Origin of the sequence: Mesorhizobium australicum WSM2073 (assembly GCF_000230995.2) — a bacterium.
Taxonomy (GTDB): domain Bacteria; phylum Pseudomonadota; class Alphaproteobacteria; order Rhizobiales; family Rhizobiaceae; genus Mesorhizobium; species Mesorhizobium australicum.
On sequence record NC_019973.1, the window covers coordinates 5044799 to 5063289 of the forward strand.

Consider the following 18491-nt stretch of genomic DNA (forward strand, 5'->3'; position numbering starts at 1 on the left):
AGCCTGTTGATCACCTGTTCAGGTTGACAACTTGTTGATCATGTCCTGTGTGATCAGGCAGATACCCTTTTCCGAAACCCGGAAGCGCTTGGCGTCGAGGACGGGATCCTCGCCGACCACCAGCCCTTCGGGTATCCTTACGCCGTGGTCGATGACGACGCGCTTCAACTTTGCGTTCCGGCCGACATGAACGTCGGGCAGCATGACAACCTCTTCCAGCGTCGAATAGGAATTGATGCGCGCGCCGGTGAAGATCAGGCTTTTCTTCAGCGAAGCGCCCGAGACGATGCAATCGCCCGACACCAGTGACGAAATGGCGGAACCGCGCCTGCCGTCCTCGTCATGCACGAACTTTGCCGGCGGCTTCAGTTCGGCATAGGTCCAGATCGGCCAATCGCGGTCGTAGAGGTCGAGTTCGGGCGTCACGTCGGTCAGGTCGATGTTGGCCTCCCAATAAGCATCAACCGTGCCGACATCGCGCCAGTAGGCCTCGTTTTCGGCGGTCGAACGCACGCAGGACTTGGTGAAGCGGTGCGCGATCGCCTTACCGTGCGTGACGATATAGGGGATGATGTCCTTGCCGAAGTCGCGGCTGGAGCCCGGCTCGGCGGCATCGCGGCGCAGTTGCTCCATCAGGAACTTGGTCTTGAAGACGTAGATGCCCATCGAGGCCAAGGCGAATTCCGGGTTACCCGGAATGCCGGGCGGGTCAGCGGGTTTTTCGACGAAGGCGATGATGTTGTCCTTGGCATCGACATGCATGACGCCGAAGCCGGTCGCCTCCATGCGCGGCACTTCGAGGCAGCCGACCGTGACATCGGCGCCGGCATCGACATGCTGGCGCAGCATCATCTCGTAGTCCATCTTGTAGATGTGATCGCCGGCCAGGATTACCATGTATTCCGGGCCATAGGCCTCGATGATATCGATGTTCTGGTAGACGGCGTCCGCCGTGCCTTCATACCACTGCGTTTCCGACACACGCTGGCTGGCCGGCAGGATGTCAAAACTCTCGTTTCGTTCGGGCCGCAGGAAGTTCCAGCCGCGCTGCAGGTGGCGGATCAGCGAATGCGCCTTGTATTGGGTGGCGACGCCGAGGCGGCGGATGCCGGAGTTGAGCGCATTGGAGAGCGCGAAATCGATGATGCGCGTCTTGCCGCCGAAATAGACCGCGGGCTTGGCGCGCCGGTCGGTCAGTTCCTTGAGGCGGCTGCCGCGCCCGCCGGCCAACACGTAGGCCATGGCGTCGCGGGCCAGCGGCTGGGTTCTCTTCAAGTCTGCCATTTATACCCTCCCAAGTTACTCGTATCGATGCGCTAACCAGCCTTAACGAGTTCAGTCGGCAGCGAGTTCAAGCATGATCGTCGACAGCGGAGGCAGGAGCATCGTTGCCGAGATGCCCTTGCCCTCCGCCCTTGCCTCGACCATGCCGCCATTGCCCATGCCGGAACCGCCATATTCGGAAGCGTCGGTGTTGATGATCTCGCGCCACTTGCCGGCCTTCGGCAGCGGCACACGATAATTGTCGCGCGGCACCGGTGTGAAATTGGAGATGACGGCGACCGGATCGCCGCCGGGAGCGCTGCGCACCCAGGCGAAAACCGAATTCTGGCTGTCGTCGACGATCAGCCAGGAAAACCCTTCCGGCTCGCAGTCGCGGCCATGCAGGGCCGGGCGTGAACGATAGAGATAGTTGAGGTCGCGCACCGTCTGCCAGACCCCGCGATGCGGGCGGAAATCGAGCAGGTCCCAATCAAGCGCGCGCGCTTCGCTCCATTCGCGGCGCTGCGCGAATTCCTGGCCCATGAACAGCAGCTTCTTGCCGGGATAACCCCACATGAAGCCGTAATAGGCACGCAAGGTCGCGAATTTCTGCCAGTCGTCGCCGGCCATCTTGCCCAGCAGCGTGCCTTTGCCGTGCACGACCTCGTCATGCGAGAGCGGCAGCACGAAATTCTCCGAGAAGGCGTAGGTCAGGCCGAAGGTCAGCTCGTTGTGGTGATGCTTGCGGAAAATCGGCTCCTTGGAAAAATACTCCAGCGTGTCGTGCATGAAGCCCATGTTCCATTTGAAGCCGAAGCCCAGCCCGCCTTCATGGACAGGCGCCGAGACCTTTGGCCATGAGGTCGATTCCTCGGCGATGGTCATGACGCCTGGATGGTGGCCGTACACCTCCTTGTTCATCTTCTGCAGGAAGCTGACCGCCTCGAGGTTTTCGCGCCCACCCTTCTCATTGGGGATCCACTCGCCGGCCTTGCGCGAATAGTCGAGGTAGAGCATCGAGGCGACCGCGTCGACGCGAAGACCGTCGACATGGTATTTTTCGGCCCAGAACAGCGCGTTGTTGACCAGGAACGACACCACCTCGCGGCGGCCGAAATTGTAGATCGCGGTGTTCCAGTCCGGATGGAAGCCCTTGCGTGGGTCGGCATGCTCGTAGAGCGCGGTGCCGTCGAAATGGACCAGACCGTGCTCGTCGACAGGAAAATGCGCCGGCACCCAGTCGAGGATGACGCCGACGCCGGCACGGTGGGCGCCGTCGACAAAGCGGGCAAAGCCGTCCGGATCGCCGAAGCGGGCCGATGGCGCGTAGAGGCCGGTTGTCTGGTAACCCCAGGAGGGGTCATAGGGATGCTCGGAGATCGGCAGGAATTCAATATGGGTGAAACCGGTCTCGATCACATAGGGGATCAGCCGGTCGGCCAGTTCATCCCATGACAGGAAGGAGCCGTCATCGCCAAGCTGCCAGGACCCGGCGTGGACCTCGTAGATCGAGATGGCCTCGCGGCGAGGGTCGGCGTTGCGCCAGAAATTGCGATGCGCCTCGTCACCCCATGCATGCGCCGGCGGCATCGCGGTCACCGAGGCGGTGGCCGGGCGCAGTTCTGATTTGAAGGCGAACGGATCGGCTTTCAGCGGCAACCTCACGCCATCGGGACCGATGATTTCATATTTATAGGGCCGGCCGGCACCGATATCGGGAATGAACAGCTCCCAGATGCCGGTGTCGCGACGGTCGCGCATCGTATGCTGGCGGCCGTCCCAGTCGTTGAAGTCACCGACCACCGAAACGCGCCTGGCATTTGGGGCCCATACGGCGAAATGCACGCCGGACGCGCCTTCGTGCTCGATGACATGCGCGCCAAGCTTGTCGAACAGCCTGAGATGCGAACCCTCGGCGATGTAGTAATCGTCCATCGGCCCGAGTACCGGACCGAACGAATAGGGGTCGGTCAGCCACCAGTCGCCGCCGGCATTGCGGGCGTGGTAGCGCAGCGGCTGGCGCTTCTTGATCGACAGCTTGCCTTCGAAGAAACCGGCCTCGTCGCGCCTGGTCAATTCGCCGACCTCGACGCCGGTCAGGGTGTAGGCCGTAACCGACTGCGCGTGCGGAACGAAGCAGCGTGCGAACAGGCTCTTGCCGGCCTCCTGGACACCGAGAACCGCAAAGGGATTGCCGTGCGTACCGGCGACAATCGCCTCGACATCGCTGGCTGGCGCCAGTCCGTCCGGCCCGCTTGTCGCAGCGGTCGCGCGCGGCTTCCTCATCAGGCGGTCGCCCTCCCCGGGCACCAAGTGTTTGTTTTTGCGGCCATCGTTCGTGGCCTTATGCAATCATATCAGACGGGTACGTTCCAGATTTCTTTCGCATATTGACGGATCGTGCGATCGGAGGAGAACCAGCCGACGCGCGCGACGTTGCGGATGGCGCGCGCGTACCAGTCCGGGCTGTTGCGCCAGACAGCGTCCACCTCGCGCTGGCAGGCGGCATAGGCGTCGAAATCCGCCGCGACCATGAACCAGTCGCTGTCATAGAGGCCATTGATGAGGTCGCGGTAGCGATTGGGATCATCGGGCGAGAAGACGCCCGATGAAACGGCCGCAACCGCCTGCGCCAGTTCAGGGGATGCCTCGATCACGCCGCGCGGATTGTAGCCATTGTTGCGCCGCTCGGCGACTTCTTCGGTGGTGAGGCCGAAGATGAAGATGTTGTCGTCGCCGACATGCTCCTTGATCTCGACATTGGCGCCGTCGAGCGTGCCGATGGTCAGCGCGCCGTTCAGCGCGAACTTCATGTTGCCCGTGCCGGAGGCTTCCATGCCGGCGGTCGAGATCTGCTCGGAAAGATCGGCGGCTGGCATCAGCACCTCGGCCAGGCTGACATTGTAGTTCGGCACGAACACGACCTTCAGCAGGCCGCGCACCGAAGGGTCGCTGTTGATCACCCTGGCGACGTCGTTGGCCAGTTTGATGATCAGCTTGGCGTTATGGTAGCTGGGCGCGGCCTTGCCGCCGAAGAATTTCACGCGTGGCATCCAGTCGCGTTCGGGATGCGAACGGATCTGGTCATAGAGCGCGATCGCTTCGAGGATGTTGAGCAGCTGGCGCTTGTATTCGTGGATACGCTTGACCTGAATGTCGAAGAGCGCCGAAGGGTCGAGCTTGATGCCAAGGCGATCGGCGACCAGATTGGCAAGCCTCACCTTGTTCTGGCGTTTCACCGCGGCGAATTTTTCGCGAAAGGCGGTGTCGTCGGCTAAGGGATCGAGCCCCTTGATCGCTTCGATGTCATCCATGAAGCGGTCGCCGATCGCCTCGCGGGCAAGCGCGGTGAGGCCTGGATTGCACTGGATGAGCCAGCGCCGCGGCGTGATGCCGTTGGTCTTGTTGTTGATGCGATCGGGATAAAGTTTGTGGAGGTCGGCGAAGACTGTCTCCTTCATCAACTCGGTGTGCAGCGCCGACACGCCGTTGATCGAATGCGAGCCGACAAAGGCCAAATTGCCCATGCGCACCCTGCGGTCGCCATTCTCCTGGATAAGCGAGATACGGCTGATCTGCTCGTCCGAGAACTGATCGGTGGCGCGGGCTTCGAGCAGCACCTGCGCGTTGATGGCGTAGACGATCTGCATGTGGCGGGGCAAAAGCCTCTCGAACAGCGGCACGGGCCAGCTTTCCAGTGCCTCTGGCAACAGCGTGTGGTTGGTGTAGCCGAAGGTGCGCTTGGTGACATCCCAGGCGAGATCGAAATCCATGCCATGGACATCCATCAAGAGCCGCATCAGCTCGGGCACGGCGATCGCCGGATGGGTGTCGTTGAGGTGGATCGCCGCCTTGTCGGGCAGAGACTTGAGATCGCCATATTGGCTGAGATGGCGCTGCAGGATGTCCTGCAGCGAAGCGGTGGAGAAGAAGTATTCCTGGCGAAGCCTGAGTTCCTGGCCGGCCATGTGGGAATCGGCTGGATAGAGCACCCGCGACAGTGCATCGGCCTTGTTGCTTTCGGCCAGCGCCCCGATGTGGTCGCCGGCGTTGAACTTGTCGAGCCGGATCGGGTCGATCGGCATGCCGGACCAAAGGCGCAGCGTGTTGACGCGCTTGGCCCGCCAGCCAGCCACGGGCGTGTCATAGGCGACCGCAAGCACATGCTCCCTCGGCTTCCAGACATGGCGTTCGAGGCGGCCGTCCTTCGAGGTGATCGATTCGACCGAACCACCGAAACCGACTTCGAAGGAGCGCTCGCGCCGCTCGAATTCCCAGGGGTTGCCGTGGTCAAGCCAGGTCTCGGGCAACTCGACCTGCCAGCCATCGTGGATTTCCTGACGGAACATGCCGTTGGCATAGCGGATGCCGTAGCCATGCGCGGGGATGTCGACGGTGGCCATGCTTTCCATGAAGCAGGCGGCGAGCCGGCCAAGGCCGCCATTGCCGAGGGCCGCGTCCGGTTCCAGCGCCGCGATCAGGTCGAGATCGACGCCGAGCGACGACAGCGCCTCACGCATGTTCTCCATCAGGCCGAGGTTGGAAAAGGCGTCGCGCATCAGACGCCCAATCAGGAATTCGAGCGACAGGTAATAAACGCGCTTTTCCTGTTGGTCGTAGGCTTCCTTGGTCGCCTGCATCCAATGGTCGACGACGCGGTCGCGCACGACCTTGATCGTGGCGGTCAGCCAGTCGTACTGGGTCGCGACGGTGGTGTCCTTGCCGACCCGGTACTTGAGCGACATCAAGACTTCTTCAGCAAGCGTCTTGGGATCGGGATTGTCGAGAGCGGGGGCTTCGATCGTCATGGCGGATGTCATATCGCCTCTCGTTCGGTTTGGCCTGATCATACCGGCTTTCACCGTTTCTCCCAGCCCACCCTAGTGGATTGCAACATCTTTTCAATCGATTTAGAGAACGCCGTCATCTACTTACCCTGCGGCAAGTTGGCAGTCAGGCCGCCAATGCCGCCTCCGGGGGTGTTTTTGCCCCGGTCATGAAGGCAACGGCGTCGGACATCGTATATTGCTTGGGGTCGATGACGCACAGTCGACGGCCCAGACGGTGGATGTGGATACGGTCCGCCACCTCGAAGACGTGTGGCATGTTGTGCGAGATGAGCACGATCGGCAGGCCGCGCTTCTTCACGTCGAGGATCAGTTCAAGCACGCGGCGGCTCTCCTTGACGCCGAGCGCCGCCGTCGGCTCGTCCATGATGACCATTTTCGACCCGAAGGCGGCGGCGCGGGCCACAGCCACGCCCTGGCGTTGGCCGCCCGACAGGGTCTCCACCGCCTGGCTGATGTTCTGGATGGTCATCAAGCCTAGTTCGGTGAGCTTGTCGCGGGCACGCTTTTCCATTGCCGGACGGTCCAGCATGCGAAGCCACTGGCCGACGAAGCCGGGTTTGCGGATCTCGCGGCCAAGGAACATATTGTCGGCAATCGAAAGCGCCGGCGACAAGGCCAGGTTCTGGTAGACAGTTTCGATGCCGGCTTCACGGGCTTCCATGGGCGACTTGAAGGAGACGGGTTTGCCTTCAAGCCGGATTTCGCCTTCGTCCGGCACGGCCGCGCCGGAAATCGCCTTGATGAGCGACGACTTGCCGGCGCCGTTGTCGCCGATGACGGCAAGGATTTCGCCGGGGTAAAGGTCGAAATCGGCATTGTCGAGAGCGGTGACGCGGCCATAGCGCTTGACCAGGCCGCGTGCGGTGAGGATGGGTTCCTGGGTCATGCCGAAACCTTTCTGATCCATTGGTCGATGGCGACGGCGCCGATGATCAGCACGCCGGTAAGCAGCACTTTCCATTGCGGATCGGCGCCGAGCATGTTGAGGCCCATCGAGACGACGCCGACGATCATCGCGCCGAACAGCGTGCCGAGGATGGAGCCGCGGCCGCCGAAGAGAGAAATACCGCCGATCACGGTCGCGGTGATCGCCTGCAGATTGTAGTCGGTAACAGCGGCGGACGGCGAGATCGAGCCGTTGCGGCCGATGGAGACCCAGGCCGCGAAAGCGGCGATCAGCCCGGCAAGGGTGTAAACCGTCATCAGCACCTTCTTGGTCTGGATACCCGACAGCTTCGCCGCCTCCTGGTCGTCGCCGACGGCGTAGACGTGACGGCCCCATGCGGTGTGGTTGAGCACGTACCAAAGAACCAGCACGAGCACGACCGTGGCGATGACGCCGAGCGTCAGCACGGCCGTGCCGACCTTGAAGCTCAGGGCAAACAGGTGCAGCAGCGGTGCCTGGTTGTCGACGTCGGTGTCGCGGATCGTCTCATTGGCCGAATAGATGAAGTTCGTGGCCATGACGATGTTCCAGGTGCCAAGCGTCACGATGAAGGGCGGCAGCTTCATATAGGCGACCAGCAGCCCGTTCAGCAGCCCGCAAGCCGCACCGGCGGCAAGCCCGATCGCCACGGCGAGCACGCTCGGCATGCCGTAGCTGACCGCGCAATTGCCCATGATCACGGCCGAAATCACCATGATCACCCCGATCGACAGGTCGATGCCGGCGGTCAGGATGACCAGTGTCTGCGCGGCGCCGAGAATGCCGACGATGGCGATCTGCTGCAGGATCAGTGTCAGCGTGTAGGACGAGAAGAACCGCCCGCCGATCGTGATGCCGAAGATGACGATCGACAGAAGCAGCACGATCAGCGGCACCGCCGCCGGCGTCGAATGCAGAAAATGCTGGATGCGCTTGACGGCTGATTTGTGCTCGTCAAAAGCGGCTACACTTGTATCGCTGGCCGAGAGAACCTTCTCGAATTCCTGAGCTTGAGCCATGTTTCCTCCCCGTAGGGCTTCAGCCACACGCTGACGCCGTCCACGCCTTCCGGTCTGTCGCCGGGATTATTCGCGTTTACAGTGATGCATCGTCCACCCGATGCGACCGGGGATCAAGTCCCCCCGGTCGCATCGGTTCCGTTGCCGGTCAGGGCAGTATCAGCCCCAGCACTTGGCGAGGCCTTCCTTGGTGTCGATGGACTTGACGCCCGTCGCCGGCTTGTCGGTGACGAGGTTGACGCCGGTGTCGAAGAAGTTCTTGCCCTCGGTCGGCTTCGGCTTGGTGCCGTCCTTGGCGAAAGCGGCGATCGCCTCGATGCCAAGTGCGGCCATCTGCAGCGGATATTGCTGCGAGGTGGCGCCGATGACGCCTTCGGCGACCGACTTCACGCCGGGGCAACCGCCGTCGACCGAGACGATCAGCACCTGGCTTTCGAGGCCGACAGCCTTGAGCGCCTGGTAGGCACCGACCGCGGCCGGCTCATTGATGGTGTGGATGACGGTGATGGTGTTGTCCTTCTGCAGAAGGTTTTCCATCGCCTTGCGGCCGCCTTCCTCGTTACCGTTCGTCACATCATGGCCAACGATGCGCGGATCGGTCTCATCGCCGATCTTGTTGGGGTCCTTCACGTCGATGCCGTAGCCCATCATGAAGCCCTGGTCGCGCAGAACGTCCACGGTCGGCTGCGAGGGTGTCAGGTCGAGGAAGCCGATCTTGGCGTCCTTGGCCTTGTCACCGAGCGTGGCGGCGGCCCAGGCGCCGATCAGCTTGCCGGCCTCCAGATTGTCGGTGGCGAAGGTCGCGTCGGCGGCGTCGATCGGATCGAGCGGCGTGTCCAGCGCAATCACCAGCAGGCCCGCATCGCGCGCCTTCTTCACCGTCGGTACGATGCCCTTGGTGTCGGACGCGGTGATCAAAATGCCCTTGGCGCCGTCGGCGATGCAGCTTTCGATCGCCGCCACCTGGCTCTCGCTGTCACCGTCGATCTTGCCCGCATAGGTCTTGAGATCGACACCAAGTTCCTTGGCCTTGGCGGTCGCGCCCTCCTTCATCTTGACGAAGAACGGATTGGTGTCGGTCTTGGTGATCAGGCAGGCGCCGACGCCGGCCGCGGACGCAGACGAAGCGAACGCCATCAGACCCAGCGCGGCCGCCGCGAAAACGGTGGACTTCAACAATTTTGTATTGGTCACGATTTCCTCCCAGTGGAACATTTTCGAATGCCGGCCAACCGGCACCCGCACGGCATCCAGGCGACTTCTCCCAGCGCGGATGCTCCCTCAAGGAACACCACGCCAGCGCATCTGTCAATAATTAAATCACTCTTATTTATTATTGACAGCCTTGCGTCGTTCACTCATTCTGACCCAAAAGCATTGTGGGGAAAGGACGGGAGGAACAGGGTGGAGACGGCCACTGCGAGGCATGGTTCGCCCGAAGCGAACGAGAGCCTTATTCACCGCGGCACCAACCAGAGTGGCATGCGCGACCACAACGAGCGCCTGGTGCTTTCGCTGGTGCGCCAGCACGGCAGTCTGGCGAAGTCCGACATTGCCCGCATGACCGGACTTTCGGCGCAGACGGTCTCGGTCATCATGCGCGAACTGGAGGAAGAAAGCTTGCTCGTGCGCCAGGCGCCGTTGCGCGGCAAGATCGGCCAGCCCTCGATCCCCATGGCACTCAACCCCGAAGGCGCCTTCTTCATCGGCCTCAAGATCGGCCGCCGCAGCGCCGAACTCGTGCTGATCGATTTCCTCGGACAGGTGCGCGCGATGCTGCAGCATTCCTACCGCTACCCTGCCCCACGCGAGACGGTCGAGTTCGTCACGTCAGGCATGAAGGCGATGCGCGGCGAGCTGACGCCGGCACAGGACAAGCGCATCGCCGGACTTGGCATCGCCATGCCTTTCGAGCTCTGGAACTGGGCCGACACCGCCGGCGCGCCGCGCGACGTGATGGACGAATGGCGCCATCGTGACATCAGGACCGACATCCAGGCGCAATGCGATTTTCCGGTCTATCTGCAGAACGATGCCACCTCCGCCTGCGGCGCCGAACTGGTCTTTGGCCAGACGGGCGCGGCGCGGGATTTCGTCTATTTCTACATCGGCGCCTTTGCTGGCGGCGGCATCGTGCTCAACGGCCGGCTGTTTGGCGGGCCGACCGGCAATGCCGGCGCGCTCGGCTCAATGCCTGTGCCGGGGCCGGATGGAAAACCGACCCAGCTGATCGACGTGGCCTCGATCGCCATGCTCGAAAAAACACTCAACGCGCGTGGCGTCGAGGCCTCGTATCTGTGGACCTCACCCGAGGATTGGGGGGAGATCGGCGCCGCGCTGGACGAGTGGATCGCCAGCGCCTCGCAGGCGCTCGCCTACGCCATCGTGGCAGCGTCCTCGGTCATCGATTTCGAAGCCGCGGTGATCGACGGCTGGATGCCGAAGGCCGTGCGCCAGAGGCTGGTCGAGGCGGTCGTGACGGCAATCGGCGCGATCGACGGCGAAGGGCTGAAACTTCCGGCCGTCCGCGAGGGAAGCGTGGGTATCCATGCCCGGGCGCTCGGCGGCGCCAGCCTGCCGCTTTCCGAACGCTTCCTGATCGGTTCGACGACGATCTCCAGGGGCGCGTGAAATGCTGATCGGGATTCCGGCGCTGCTTGGTCCAGAGCTTCTGGCGACGTTGCGCGCCATGGGCCATGGTGACGAGATTGCCGTGGTCGACGGGAACTATCCGGCACAGGAGCAGGCAAGGCGCCTCATCAGGACCGATGGCCACGCCCTCATGCCCGTACTCGACGCGATACTGACGCTGCTTCCGGTCGACGATGTCGTGCCGGAGGCGCTGTTTCGCGCCTCGGTGAAAGGCGATCCGTCGCTTGCCGACCCCGTCCATCGTGAAATGGAGGCGATCTGCGCCAAACGCGCGCCGGGCCGCAAGGTGGTTGCACTGGCCGGCGCCGACTTCTATGCACGGGTCAAATCGGCGCATGCCATCGTCGCGACAAGCGAGCCGCGGCTTTACGCCAATATCATCATCCGCAAGGGCGTGATCTATCCGCCGGAGACCGAGAAGCCATGATCCTCTGCTGCGGCGAAGCCCTGATCGACATGCTGCCGCGCACCACTACGGAGAATGAGCCGGCTTTTGCCCCCTATGTCGGCGGCGCTGTCTTCAACACAGCGATCGCGCTCGGCCGCTTGGGCGCGCCGGCCGGCTTCTTCTCGGGCCTGTCGTCGGACCTGTTCGGCGGTCAGTTCAGGGACGCGTTGGGGGCGAGCAAGGTCAGTTCCACCTACGCGCACACCTCGCCCCGACCGACGACCCTGGCCTTCGTGCGGCTGAACAATGGCCAGGCGACCTACACCTTCTATGACGAGAACACGGCCGGGCGCATGCTGACCATCGAAGACCTGCCGCAACTCGGCAGCGAGATCGAGGCGATGCTGTTCGGCGCCATCAGCCTGATCTCGGAGCCGGCTGGGTCGGCCTATGAGGAATTCATGCAGCGCGAGCATGAGGCTCGCGTAATGATGCTCGATCCCAACATCCGGCCGAACTTCATTCCCGACAAGGCCAAGCACCTCAGGCGCATCCGGGAGATGATGGCGATGGCCGACATCGTCAAACTGTCGGACGAAGATCTCCACTGGTTCGGCGAAGCCGGCTCGCACGAGGATGTCGTGCGCAATTGGCTCGACCGCGGCCCGAAGCTGATCGTCGTCACGCATGGCAGCGAGGGTGCCGTTGGCTATAGCAAACAGCATCGTGTCACCGTCATGCCGGAGACAGTGAAGGTGGTGGACACCGTCGGCGCCGGAGACACGTTCAACGCCGGCATCCTTGCCTCCCTGCATGAGCAAGGCCTGTTGACGAAGGCGGCGATTTCCAGCCTGTCCGAAGACGCCATCCGCAAAGCATTGGCGCTCGGCGCCAAGGCGGCGGCAGTGACGGTATCACGAGCCGGCGCCAATCCCCCGTGGCGGCACGAGATCGGCTGATCGGCTCTCCAGCGCGATCACTTTATGTTTCCAGGCGCCGGAAAACCTCGATAAGAACGGGCTGAATTGCACCGCCAAGCCCGGATTCCCGGCTTTGTGGGACAATATGCCGGCAAAACGTGGTAACGGGCTGCGACACTTGCACCAAGTCCCCGATCCGCAGCCGGCTTTTTCAGCCGCGCCAAGTCTGGTACCAGCGGGCCGGTTATTGGCAGGTATTGAGGCCGACATGCAATTCATCGATCTTGGCGCGCAGCGCGAACGAATCCGCGACCGGCTGAAAGCCGCGATCGACCACGTGGTCGAGGATGGCCGCTACATCCTTGGCCCGCAGGTCGCCGAATTCGAGAAGAAGCTCGCCGCCTATGTCGGCGTCAAGCATGTGATTGCCTGCGCCAACGGCACCGACGCACTGCTTTTGCCGCTGTTCGCCGCCGGCATCGGCCCGGGTGACGCGGTGTTCGTGCCGAGCTTCACCTTCGCCGCCACGGCGGAAGTGGTGGCGCTGGCCAAGGCCGAGCCGGTTTTCGTCGATGTCGATCCGACAACCTACAACATCGACATCGCCAGCCTCGAGGCGGCGATCGCGGCCATCAAGAAGGAAGGTCGACTGAAGCCTAAGGCGATCATCCCCGTCGACCTGTTCGGTCTTGCCGCCGACTATGAGGCGCTCATGACTATTGCCAATCGCGAAGGCTTATTGGTGATCGAGGACGCAGCCCAGTCCATGGGGGGCTCGCTCGAAGGCAGGATGTGCGGCGCGTTGGGCCATGTCGGCTCGACCAGCTTCTATCCGGCCAAGCCGCTTGGCTGCTATGGCGACGGCGGCGCGATGTTCACCAATGATGACGCGCTGGCCGACGCGCTCAGATCCTTCGCCTTCCACGGCAAGGGCGAGACGCAGTACGACAACATCCGCGTCGGCATCAATTCACGGCTCGACACGCTGCAGGCGGCGATCCTGCTCGAGAAGCTCGCCATCCTCGAGGAAGAGATGGTGGCGCGGCAGGTGGTGGCCCAACGCTACGCTGAAGGCCTTGGTGACATCGTCACCGCAGCCCGCAACCTGGGTGGCAGCCGCTCGGCCTGGGCGCAATATGCGATCGAAACGCCGAAACGCGACGGGCTTAAAGCGCATTTGAGCGAAAAGGGCATTCCGTCCGTCATCTACTACGTCAAGCCGCTGCATGAGCAGATCGCCTATCGCGACTACCCGCGCACGCCGACCGGCCTTGCCGTTTCGGAGGACCTGCCGAAACGCATCCTGTGCCTGCCGATGCACCCCTATCTCAGCGAGGCCGACCAGGACCGGATCATCGAAACGATCCGCAATTATATCGGCTCGAACTCGGCGCAGGCCGCGGCCGAATAGGCGTTGGGCACGGACACCCGACCGACACTTCCTTGGCATAGAGCGACGACGGCGCAGGCCGTGCGCTTCGCCCGTTATTTTGAGAAGGCCGCCGCGTGTCTTGTGGTCCCGTCTTCCATTCCCGATCGGGTCATGGAACGGCACTGCACTATGCAGATCCCCGCGGCGAAGACCAAAATGCCCAGCACCCATGACAACCAGATCCGATGGTCGACCGAGAGTTCGACGACAGCTATGATCAGGTAGGAGCTGGCTATGAAATGGCAGGGGCCGCTCAAACCACCGATCATTCTTATGATCGCCGCCAGGAGCACCCCATACACGATGATGCCCAGCGCTCCCAGTTCGTACCACAAATCGAATACGATATTATGTGCGCTTGGGAGATCCGCCTGCGCATAATATGTCGGACTCACGACAACCCCGGCCGCGTTTCTGATCGTATTGGCGCCATGGCCGAGGATCGGCTGGTCCGCGATGCGGGGCGAAATCATCTGCCATAGATCAAGCCGCGCTGCGAAGGTTCCTGGATAGAAAGCCAGCCATCCCGTTGTTTTGAGGTAGGCGAACAGCGGCGCGACGACGAAGGGGGCAATCAGGGCAAGAGACAAATAGACGGCGAAAAATCCAACCAAAACGTGCTGGCGGTATTTCGCGGGCATGACAAACATCACCGCCACGAGGACAATCGCCAGATTGACGCCGGTCGATCGGCCGTAGAGCAATGTCAGAACGGCAAAGAGAGCCGCAAGCCCTTTCCAGACCAGCCTCGGCTGGGCAAGAAATATGACGGCAAAAAAAGCTCCGTACACCGTGATCTTATGGAGGGTGAAAACGTTCTCCACAAAGCGTGGATCTTCGGTCAGAAACGCAAAATACAGTTCCCAGCCCATCACCGATACGACGCCGATCAACATGCCGGCCAATGACACCCGCGCGAGCCGCTCGCGCTGAGCGCTCGCAAGCGCGAGGATGCCCTGAAACAGCAGGATAGCGGCGATCGAGTAGCCAAACACGTCCCTCGCCGCCATGAGAGAGCGGCTCGCATCGACCGACCACAGGGCGCTCGCAAGGACAAAGCCTGACAAGAGAGCGAGAGCAATTGCAAGGCCTATCGTGCCTCTGGCAAAACGCGCACGCTTCGTCAAAAGGGCGAGAGCGCCCATGAGTGCCCCGACAAGCGTTAAGACCGTTGGGGACATTTCGACGAAGGCGAAAAGGGCGGGAGAGAGGGCGTAGAGGCCCAGCAACATCCTGAAGACTATTTCATCACGATTGCTGGTCCATGCGGGAAAGCCGCCCAAAATGACGGCATGGCATTTCTGAAACAAGGACATTCACTTACCGACTCAGGGGACGTCGACAAAGGATAGGCCATCGACGAGGGCTTTTCACCTACGTCCGATACGTCCCTGGATTGCAGCCTCGCCGCTGGCGATGAAATGCGGATTGGCGAAGTCCGCGTCATCGGCCTGGTTGCGCTTGCCATAGGTTAAGGGCTTGCCGTCCAGCGTCCGCGTCGTGCCGCCGGCGGCACGCAGCACCGCGTCACCCGCAGCGGTGTCCCATTCCATGGTGCGACCGAAGCGCGGATAAACATCCGCCTCGGCATTGGCGAGGAGGCAGAATTTCAGTGACGAACCGACCGAGACGATCTCGGCGGCACCAAGGTCGCGAATATAGGCTTCGGTTTCCGGCGTGTTGTGCGAGCGGCTGGCAACCACGGCCAGCGGCGTCGCGGCCGTTCTCACCGAAATCGGCCGGCGGGAAACGATGTGGTAGTCGCCATCGACTTCGAGGGCTTCCGCCCTGCCCGGTCGCCCGGAAAAAAACCGGCCGCTGCAGGGTGCGAAGACAACGCCGACTTCCGGCACACCATGGCGGACAAGCGCGATATTGACGGTGAAGTCGGTGCGCCGGTTGACGAATTCCTTGGTGCCATCAAGCGGATCAATGAGGAAGAAGGTCTCGCCAAGTTCGCCCGGCATGATGCCGGCCGCCGCTTCCTCCTCGGCCACGCACGGAATATCGGGGAATGCGGCGCGCAGGCCTGCAAGAATGATCTTCTCGCTCTCGCGGTCCGCCTCGGTGACCGGCGAGGCGTCCGACTTGCGGTCGACCGCGCAGCCGGCGTGGAATACGCGCATCACCTCGCGCCCGGCGGCTAGCGCCAGCCGCTCGAAGATTTCAAGCATCGACGTGTCGTCAGATGCCGCCGCCATTGTCATATTGGTCTTCGGCAATGTCCCGCTCGTTCAGCCAGTGTTCCAGGGCATCTACCATCTCTTCAGCCGATCTGCCGAGCGTCTTCAGATGGATCTCCGGTTTCTCCGGTGCTTCGTAAGGCGAATCGACGCCGGTGAAATTCTTGATCTCGCCATTCAGCGCGCGGGCATAGAGGCCCTTCGGATCACGCCTGGCGCATTCCTCGAAAGGCGTATCGACAAACACCTCGATGAACTCGCCATCGGCCATCAATTCCCTGGCCATCCGCCGCTCGGCGCTGAACGGGGAAATGAAGGAGACAATGACGATCAGCCCGGCGTCGGCCATCAGCTTGGCCACTTCGGCGACGCGGCGAATGTTCTCGACGCGATCGACATCGGTGAATCCAAGGTCGCGGTTGAGACCGTGGCGGACATTGTCGCCATCGAGAATGTAGGTATGACGCCCAGTAGCGAAAAGCTTCTTCTCGAACAGGTTGGCGATGGTCGACTTGCCGGAGCCCGAAAGCCCCGTGAACCAGAACACGGCGGGCCGCTGGTTTTTCATGTCGGAACGCACTCGCTTGCCGACATCGAGCGATTGCCAATGGATGTTTTCGGCGCGGCGCAGCGAGTGCACGATCATGCCTGCGCCAACCGTGGCGTTGCTGATGCGATCGATCAGGATAAAGGCGCCAGTGGTCCGGTTCTCGCCAAACGGATCGAAGGCAATCGGCGCCCGGGTCGAAATGTTGCAGATACCGACTTCATTCATTTCAAGCGACTTGGCCGCCTCATGCGCAAAGTCGTTGACATTGATGCGGTACTTCAAGTCGGTGACGGTGGCGCTGGTCTGATCGGTCTCGGTGCGCAGGATATAGGAACGGCCCGGCAACAGCGCATGCTCGTCGAACCAGACTATGTTGGCGGCGAACTGGTCGGCGACCTGCGGCCGTGCGGACGGCGAAACCAGCATGTTGCCCCTGGAAACCTCGACCTCGTCGTCGAGAACGAGCGTGATGGCCTGGCCGGCCACCGCCTGTTTGAGATCGCCGCCATAGGCGACGATGCGTTTGACATGCGAGGACTTGCCCGACTTGGCGACCACGACCTCGTCGTCTTGCGCAATCATACCCGACGCGATGGTGCCGGCAAAACCGCGAAAATCGAGATTGGGGCGATTGACGTACTGAACCGGAAAGCGGAACGGCAGCTCGGCCGTGGCTTCGTCGACGGAGACGGTTTCGAGATGCTCGATCAATGTCGGGCCGGAATACCAATGCGTGTTTTCGGAGCGGCCGCTGACATTGTCGCCGTAGCGGGCCGACATCGGGATCGGCGCGATGGTCTGGAAGCCGAGATCGCGTGAGAACTGCCGGTAGTCCTCGACGATCCTGTTGAAGACCGCCTGGTCAAAACCGACGAGATCGATCTTGTTGACCGCCAGGACGATGTGGCGGATGCCGAGCAACGAGGCGATGATCGAATGGCGCCGCGTCTGGCGCAGCACCCCCTGCCGGGCATCGATCAGCACGATCGCCAGGTCGGCGGTCGAAGCGCCTGTCGCCATGTTGCGGGTATATTGCTCGTGGCCGGGCGTGTCGGCGACGATGAACTTGCGCTTCGGCGTGGCAAAGAAGCGGTAGGCGACGTCGATGGTAATGCCTTGCTCGCGCTCCGCCTCGAGGCCGTCGACCAACAGCGCGAAGTCGACGTCGTCGCCCGTCGTGCCATGCTTGCGCGAATCGCGTTCAAGCGCGGCGAGCTGGTCCTCGAAAATCTGCTTGGTGTCGGAGAGCAGGCGTCCGATCAACGTCGACTTGCCATCATCCACCGAACCGCAGGTCAGGAAGCGCAGCAGCGACTTCTTCTCCTGCGCGGCCAGATAATCGCGGACGCCGTCCGTTGGAGCGAGGCTCTTTGCCATGATGTGGCGCATGGTCAGAAATACCCCTCGCGCTTCTTCTTTTCCATCGAACCGGCTTCATCGCGGTCGATCAACCGACCCTGCCGTTCGGAGGTGCGTGCCGTCAGCATCTCGCCAACGATGGCTTCAAGTGTGTCGGCGTCGGATTCGATGGCGCCGGTCAGCGGATAACAGCCAAGCGTACGGAATCGCACCAACCTGTCCTCCACGACCTCGCCGGGCAGTAGCTTCATGCGATCATCATCCTTGAGGATCAGCATGCCATCGCGTTCGACAACCGGCCGCCGCTTGGCGAAATAGAGCGGCACGATCGGGATGTTTTCCTGCAGAATGTACTGCCAGATGTCGAGCTCGGTCCAGTTCGACAGCGGGAAGACGCGGATCGATTCACCCTGCGCGATACGTGTGTTGAAGATCTTCCACATTTCGGGCCGCTGGTTCTTCGGATCCCACACATGCTGGGCGTTGCGGAAAGAGAAGATGCGCTCCTTGGCGCGCGACTTTTCCTCGTCGCGACGGGCGCCGCCAAAGGCAGCGTCGAAGCCGTATTTGTCGAGCGCCTGGCGCAGCGCCACGGTTTTCATCACATGAGTGTGGGTGTTCGAGCCGTGATCGAACGGATTGATGTTGTCGCGCACGCCATCTTCGTTGACATGAACCAGAAGATCGAAACCCAGCTTCTTCGCCATCTGATCGCGAAATGCGATCATCTCGCGAAATTTCCAGGTGGTGTCGACGTGAAGAAACGGGAATGGCGGCTTGGCCGGATAGAACGCCTTCATCGCCAGATGCATCAGCACCGACGAATCCTTGCCGACGGAATAGAGCATGACCGGCTTGGTGAAGGCTGCCGCGACCTCGCGGAATATGTGAATGGACTCGGCTTCAAGCCGCTGCAGATGCGTAAGCGCTGGTATCATGGACCGTGAGCG

The 18491-nt window shown here is 62.0% G+C and carries 14 protein-coding genes; 4 read left to right on the forward strand and 10 right to left on the reverse strand.

Going from position 1 to position 18491, the window contains the following annotated elements; all coding sequences use genetic code 11:
* Positions 1-18 precede the first annotated feature (18 nt).
* The 6 genes from glgC to MESAU_RS24415 form a co-directional block, all read right to left on the reverse strand.
* Entirely contained in the window at positions 19-1284 is a 1266-nt protein-coding gene (glgC, locus tag MESAU_RS24390; protein ID WP_015318689.1) for a glucose-1-phosphate adenylyltransferase, read from the reverse strand.
* Between the two features lie 51 nt (positions 1285-1335).
* Positions 1336-3549, reverse strand: coding sequence for a 1,4-alpha-glucan branching protein GlgB (glgB, locus tag MESAU_RS24395; protein WP_015318690.1), 2214 nt, complete (start codon positions 3547-3549; stop codon positions 1336-1338).
* Between the two features lie 71 nt (positions 3550-3620).
* Positions 3621-6083 carry a glycogen/starch/alpha-glucan phosphorylase gene (locus MESAU_RS24400; RefSeq protein WP_015318691.1) on the reverse strand — a complete coding sequence of 821 codons (2463 nt, stop codon included), beginning with the start codon at positions 6081-6083 and terminating at the stop codon, positions 3621-3623.
* A gap of 133 nt (positions 6084-6216) precedes the next feature.
* Positions 6217-6999, reverse strand: coding sequence for an ATP-binding cassette domain-containing protein (locus tag MESAU_RS24405; protein WP_015318692.1), 783 nt, complete (start codon positions 6997-6999; stop codon positions 6217-6219).
* Positions 6996-8057 (reverse strand): ABC transporter permease, encoded by a 1062-nt coding sequence (locus tag MESAU_RS24410; protein ID WP_015318693.1) that lies wholly within the window; start codon positions 8055-8057, stop codon positions 6996-6998. Before MESAU_RS24410 ends, MESAU_RS24405 begins: the two co-directional genes overlap by 4 nt.
* A gap of 159 nt (positions 8058-8216) precedes the next feature.
* Positions 8217-9194 (reverse strand): sugar ABC transporter substrate-binding protein, encoded by a 978-nt coding sequence (locus tag MESAU_RS24415; RefSeq protein WP_411969383.1) that lies wholly within the window; start codon positions 9192-9194, stop codon positions 8217-8219.
* A 267-nt stretch (positions 9195-9461) separates the two neighbouring features.
* On the opposite strand from MESAU_RS24415, the gene MESAU_RS24420 reads away from it, so the two are divergent.
* The 4 genes from MESAU_RS24420 (at position 9462) to MESAU_RS24435 (ending at position 13428) form a co-directional block, all read left to right on the forward strand.
* Positions 9462-10688: an ROK family transcriptional regulator gene (locus MESAU_RS24420; RefSeq protein ID WP_015318695.1), complete on the forward strand. Its 1227-nt coding sequence runs from the start codon at positions 9462-9464 to the stop codon at positions 10686-10688.
* 1 nt (position 10689) lies between these two features.
* Complete coding sequence (locus tag MESAU_RS24425; protein WP_015318696.1) at positions 10690-11136, forward strand: RbsD/FucU family protein; 447 nt, start codon at positions 10690-10692, stop codon at positions 11134-11136.
* Positions 11133-12056, forward strand: coding sequence for a carbohydrate kinase family protein (locus MESAU_RS24430; protein ID WP_015318697.1), 924 nt, complete (start codon positions 11133-11135; stop codon positions 12054-12056). The genes MESAU_RS24425 and MESAU_RS24430 overlap by 4 nt, the downstream gene beginning before the upstream one ends.
* Before the next feature lie 229 nt (positions 12057-12285).
* Positions 12286-13428, forward strand: a complete 1143-nt coding sequence (locus tag MESAU_RS24435) for a DegT/DnrJ/EryC1/StrS family aminotransferase (protein WP_015318698.1) — start codon at positions 12286-12288, stop codon at positions 13426-13428.
* Between the two features lie 74 nt (positions 13429-13502).
* On the opposite strand, the gene MESAU_RS24440 is transcribed toward MESAU_RS24435, so the two are convergent.
* Genes MESAU_RS24440 through cysD form a run of 4 tightly spaced genes read right to left on the reverse strand, consistent with a single transcriptional unit; the run spans position 13503 to position 18479 of the window.
* Positions 13503-14765 (reverse strand): O-antigen ligase family protein, encoded by a 1263-nt coding sequence (locus tag MESAU_RS24440; RefSeq protein ID WP_015318699.1) that lies wholly within the window; start codon positions 14763-14765, stop codon positions 13503-13505.
* A 54-nt stretch (positions 14766-14819) separates the two neighbouring features.
* Entirely contained in the window at positions 14820-15623 is an 804-nt protein-coding gene (cysQ, locus tag MESAU_RS24445) for a 3'(2'),5'-bisphosphate nucleotidase CysQ (RefSeq protein WP_041163886.1), read from the reverse strand.
* Between the two features lie 10 nt (positions 15624-15633).
* Entirely contained in the window at positions 15634-17571 is a 1938-nt protein-coding gene (gene cysN, locus MESAU_RS24450; RefSeq protein ID WP_015318701.1) for a sulfate adenylyltransferase subunit CysN, read from the reverse strand.
* Positions 17572-17573: 2 nt separating this feature from the next.
* Positions 17574-18479: a sulfate adenylyltransferase subunit CysD gene (gene cysD / locus MESAU_RS24455; RefSeq protein ID WP_015318702.1), complete on the reverse strand. Its 906-nt coding sequence runs from the start codon at positions 18477-18479 to the stop codon at positions 17574-17576.
* Positions 18480-18491 lie beyond the last annotated feature (12 nt).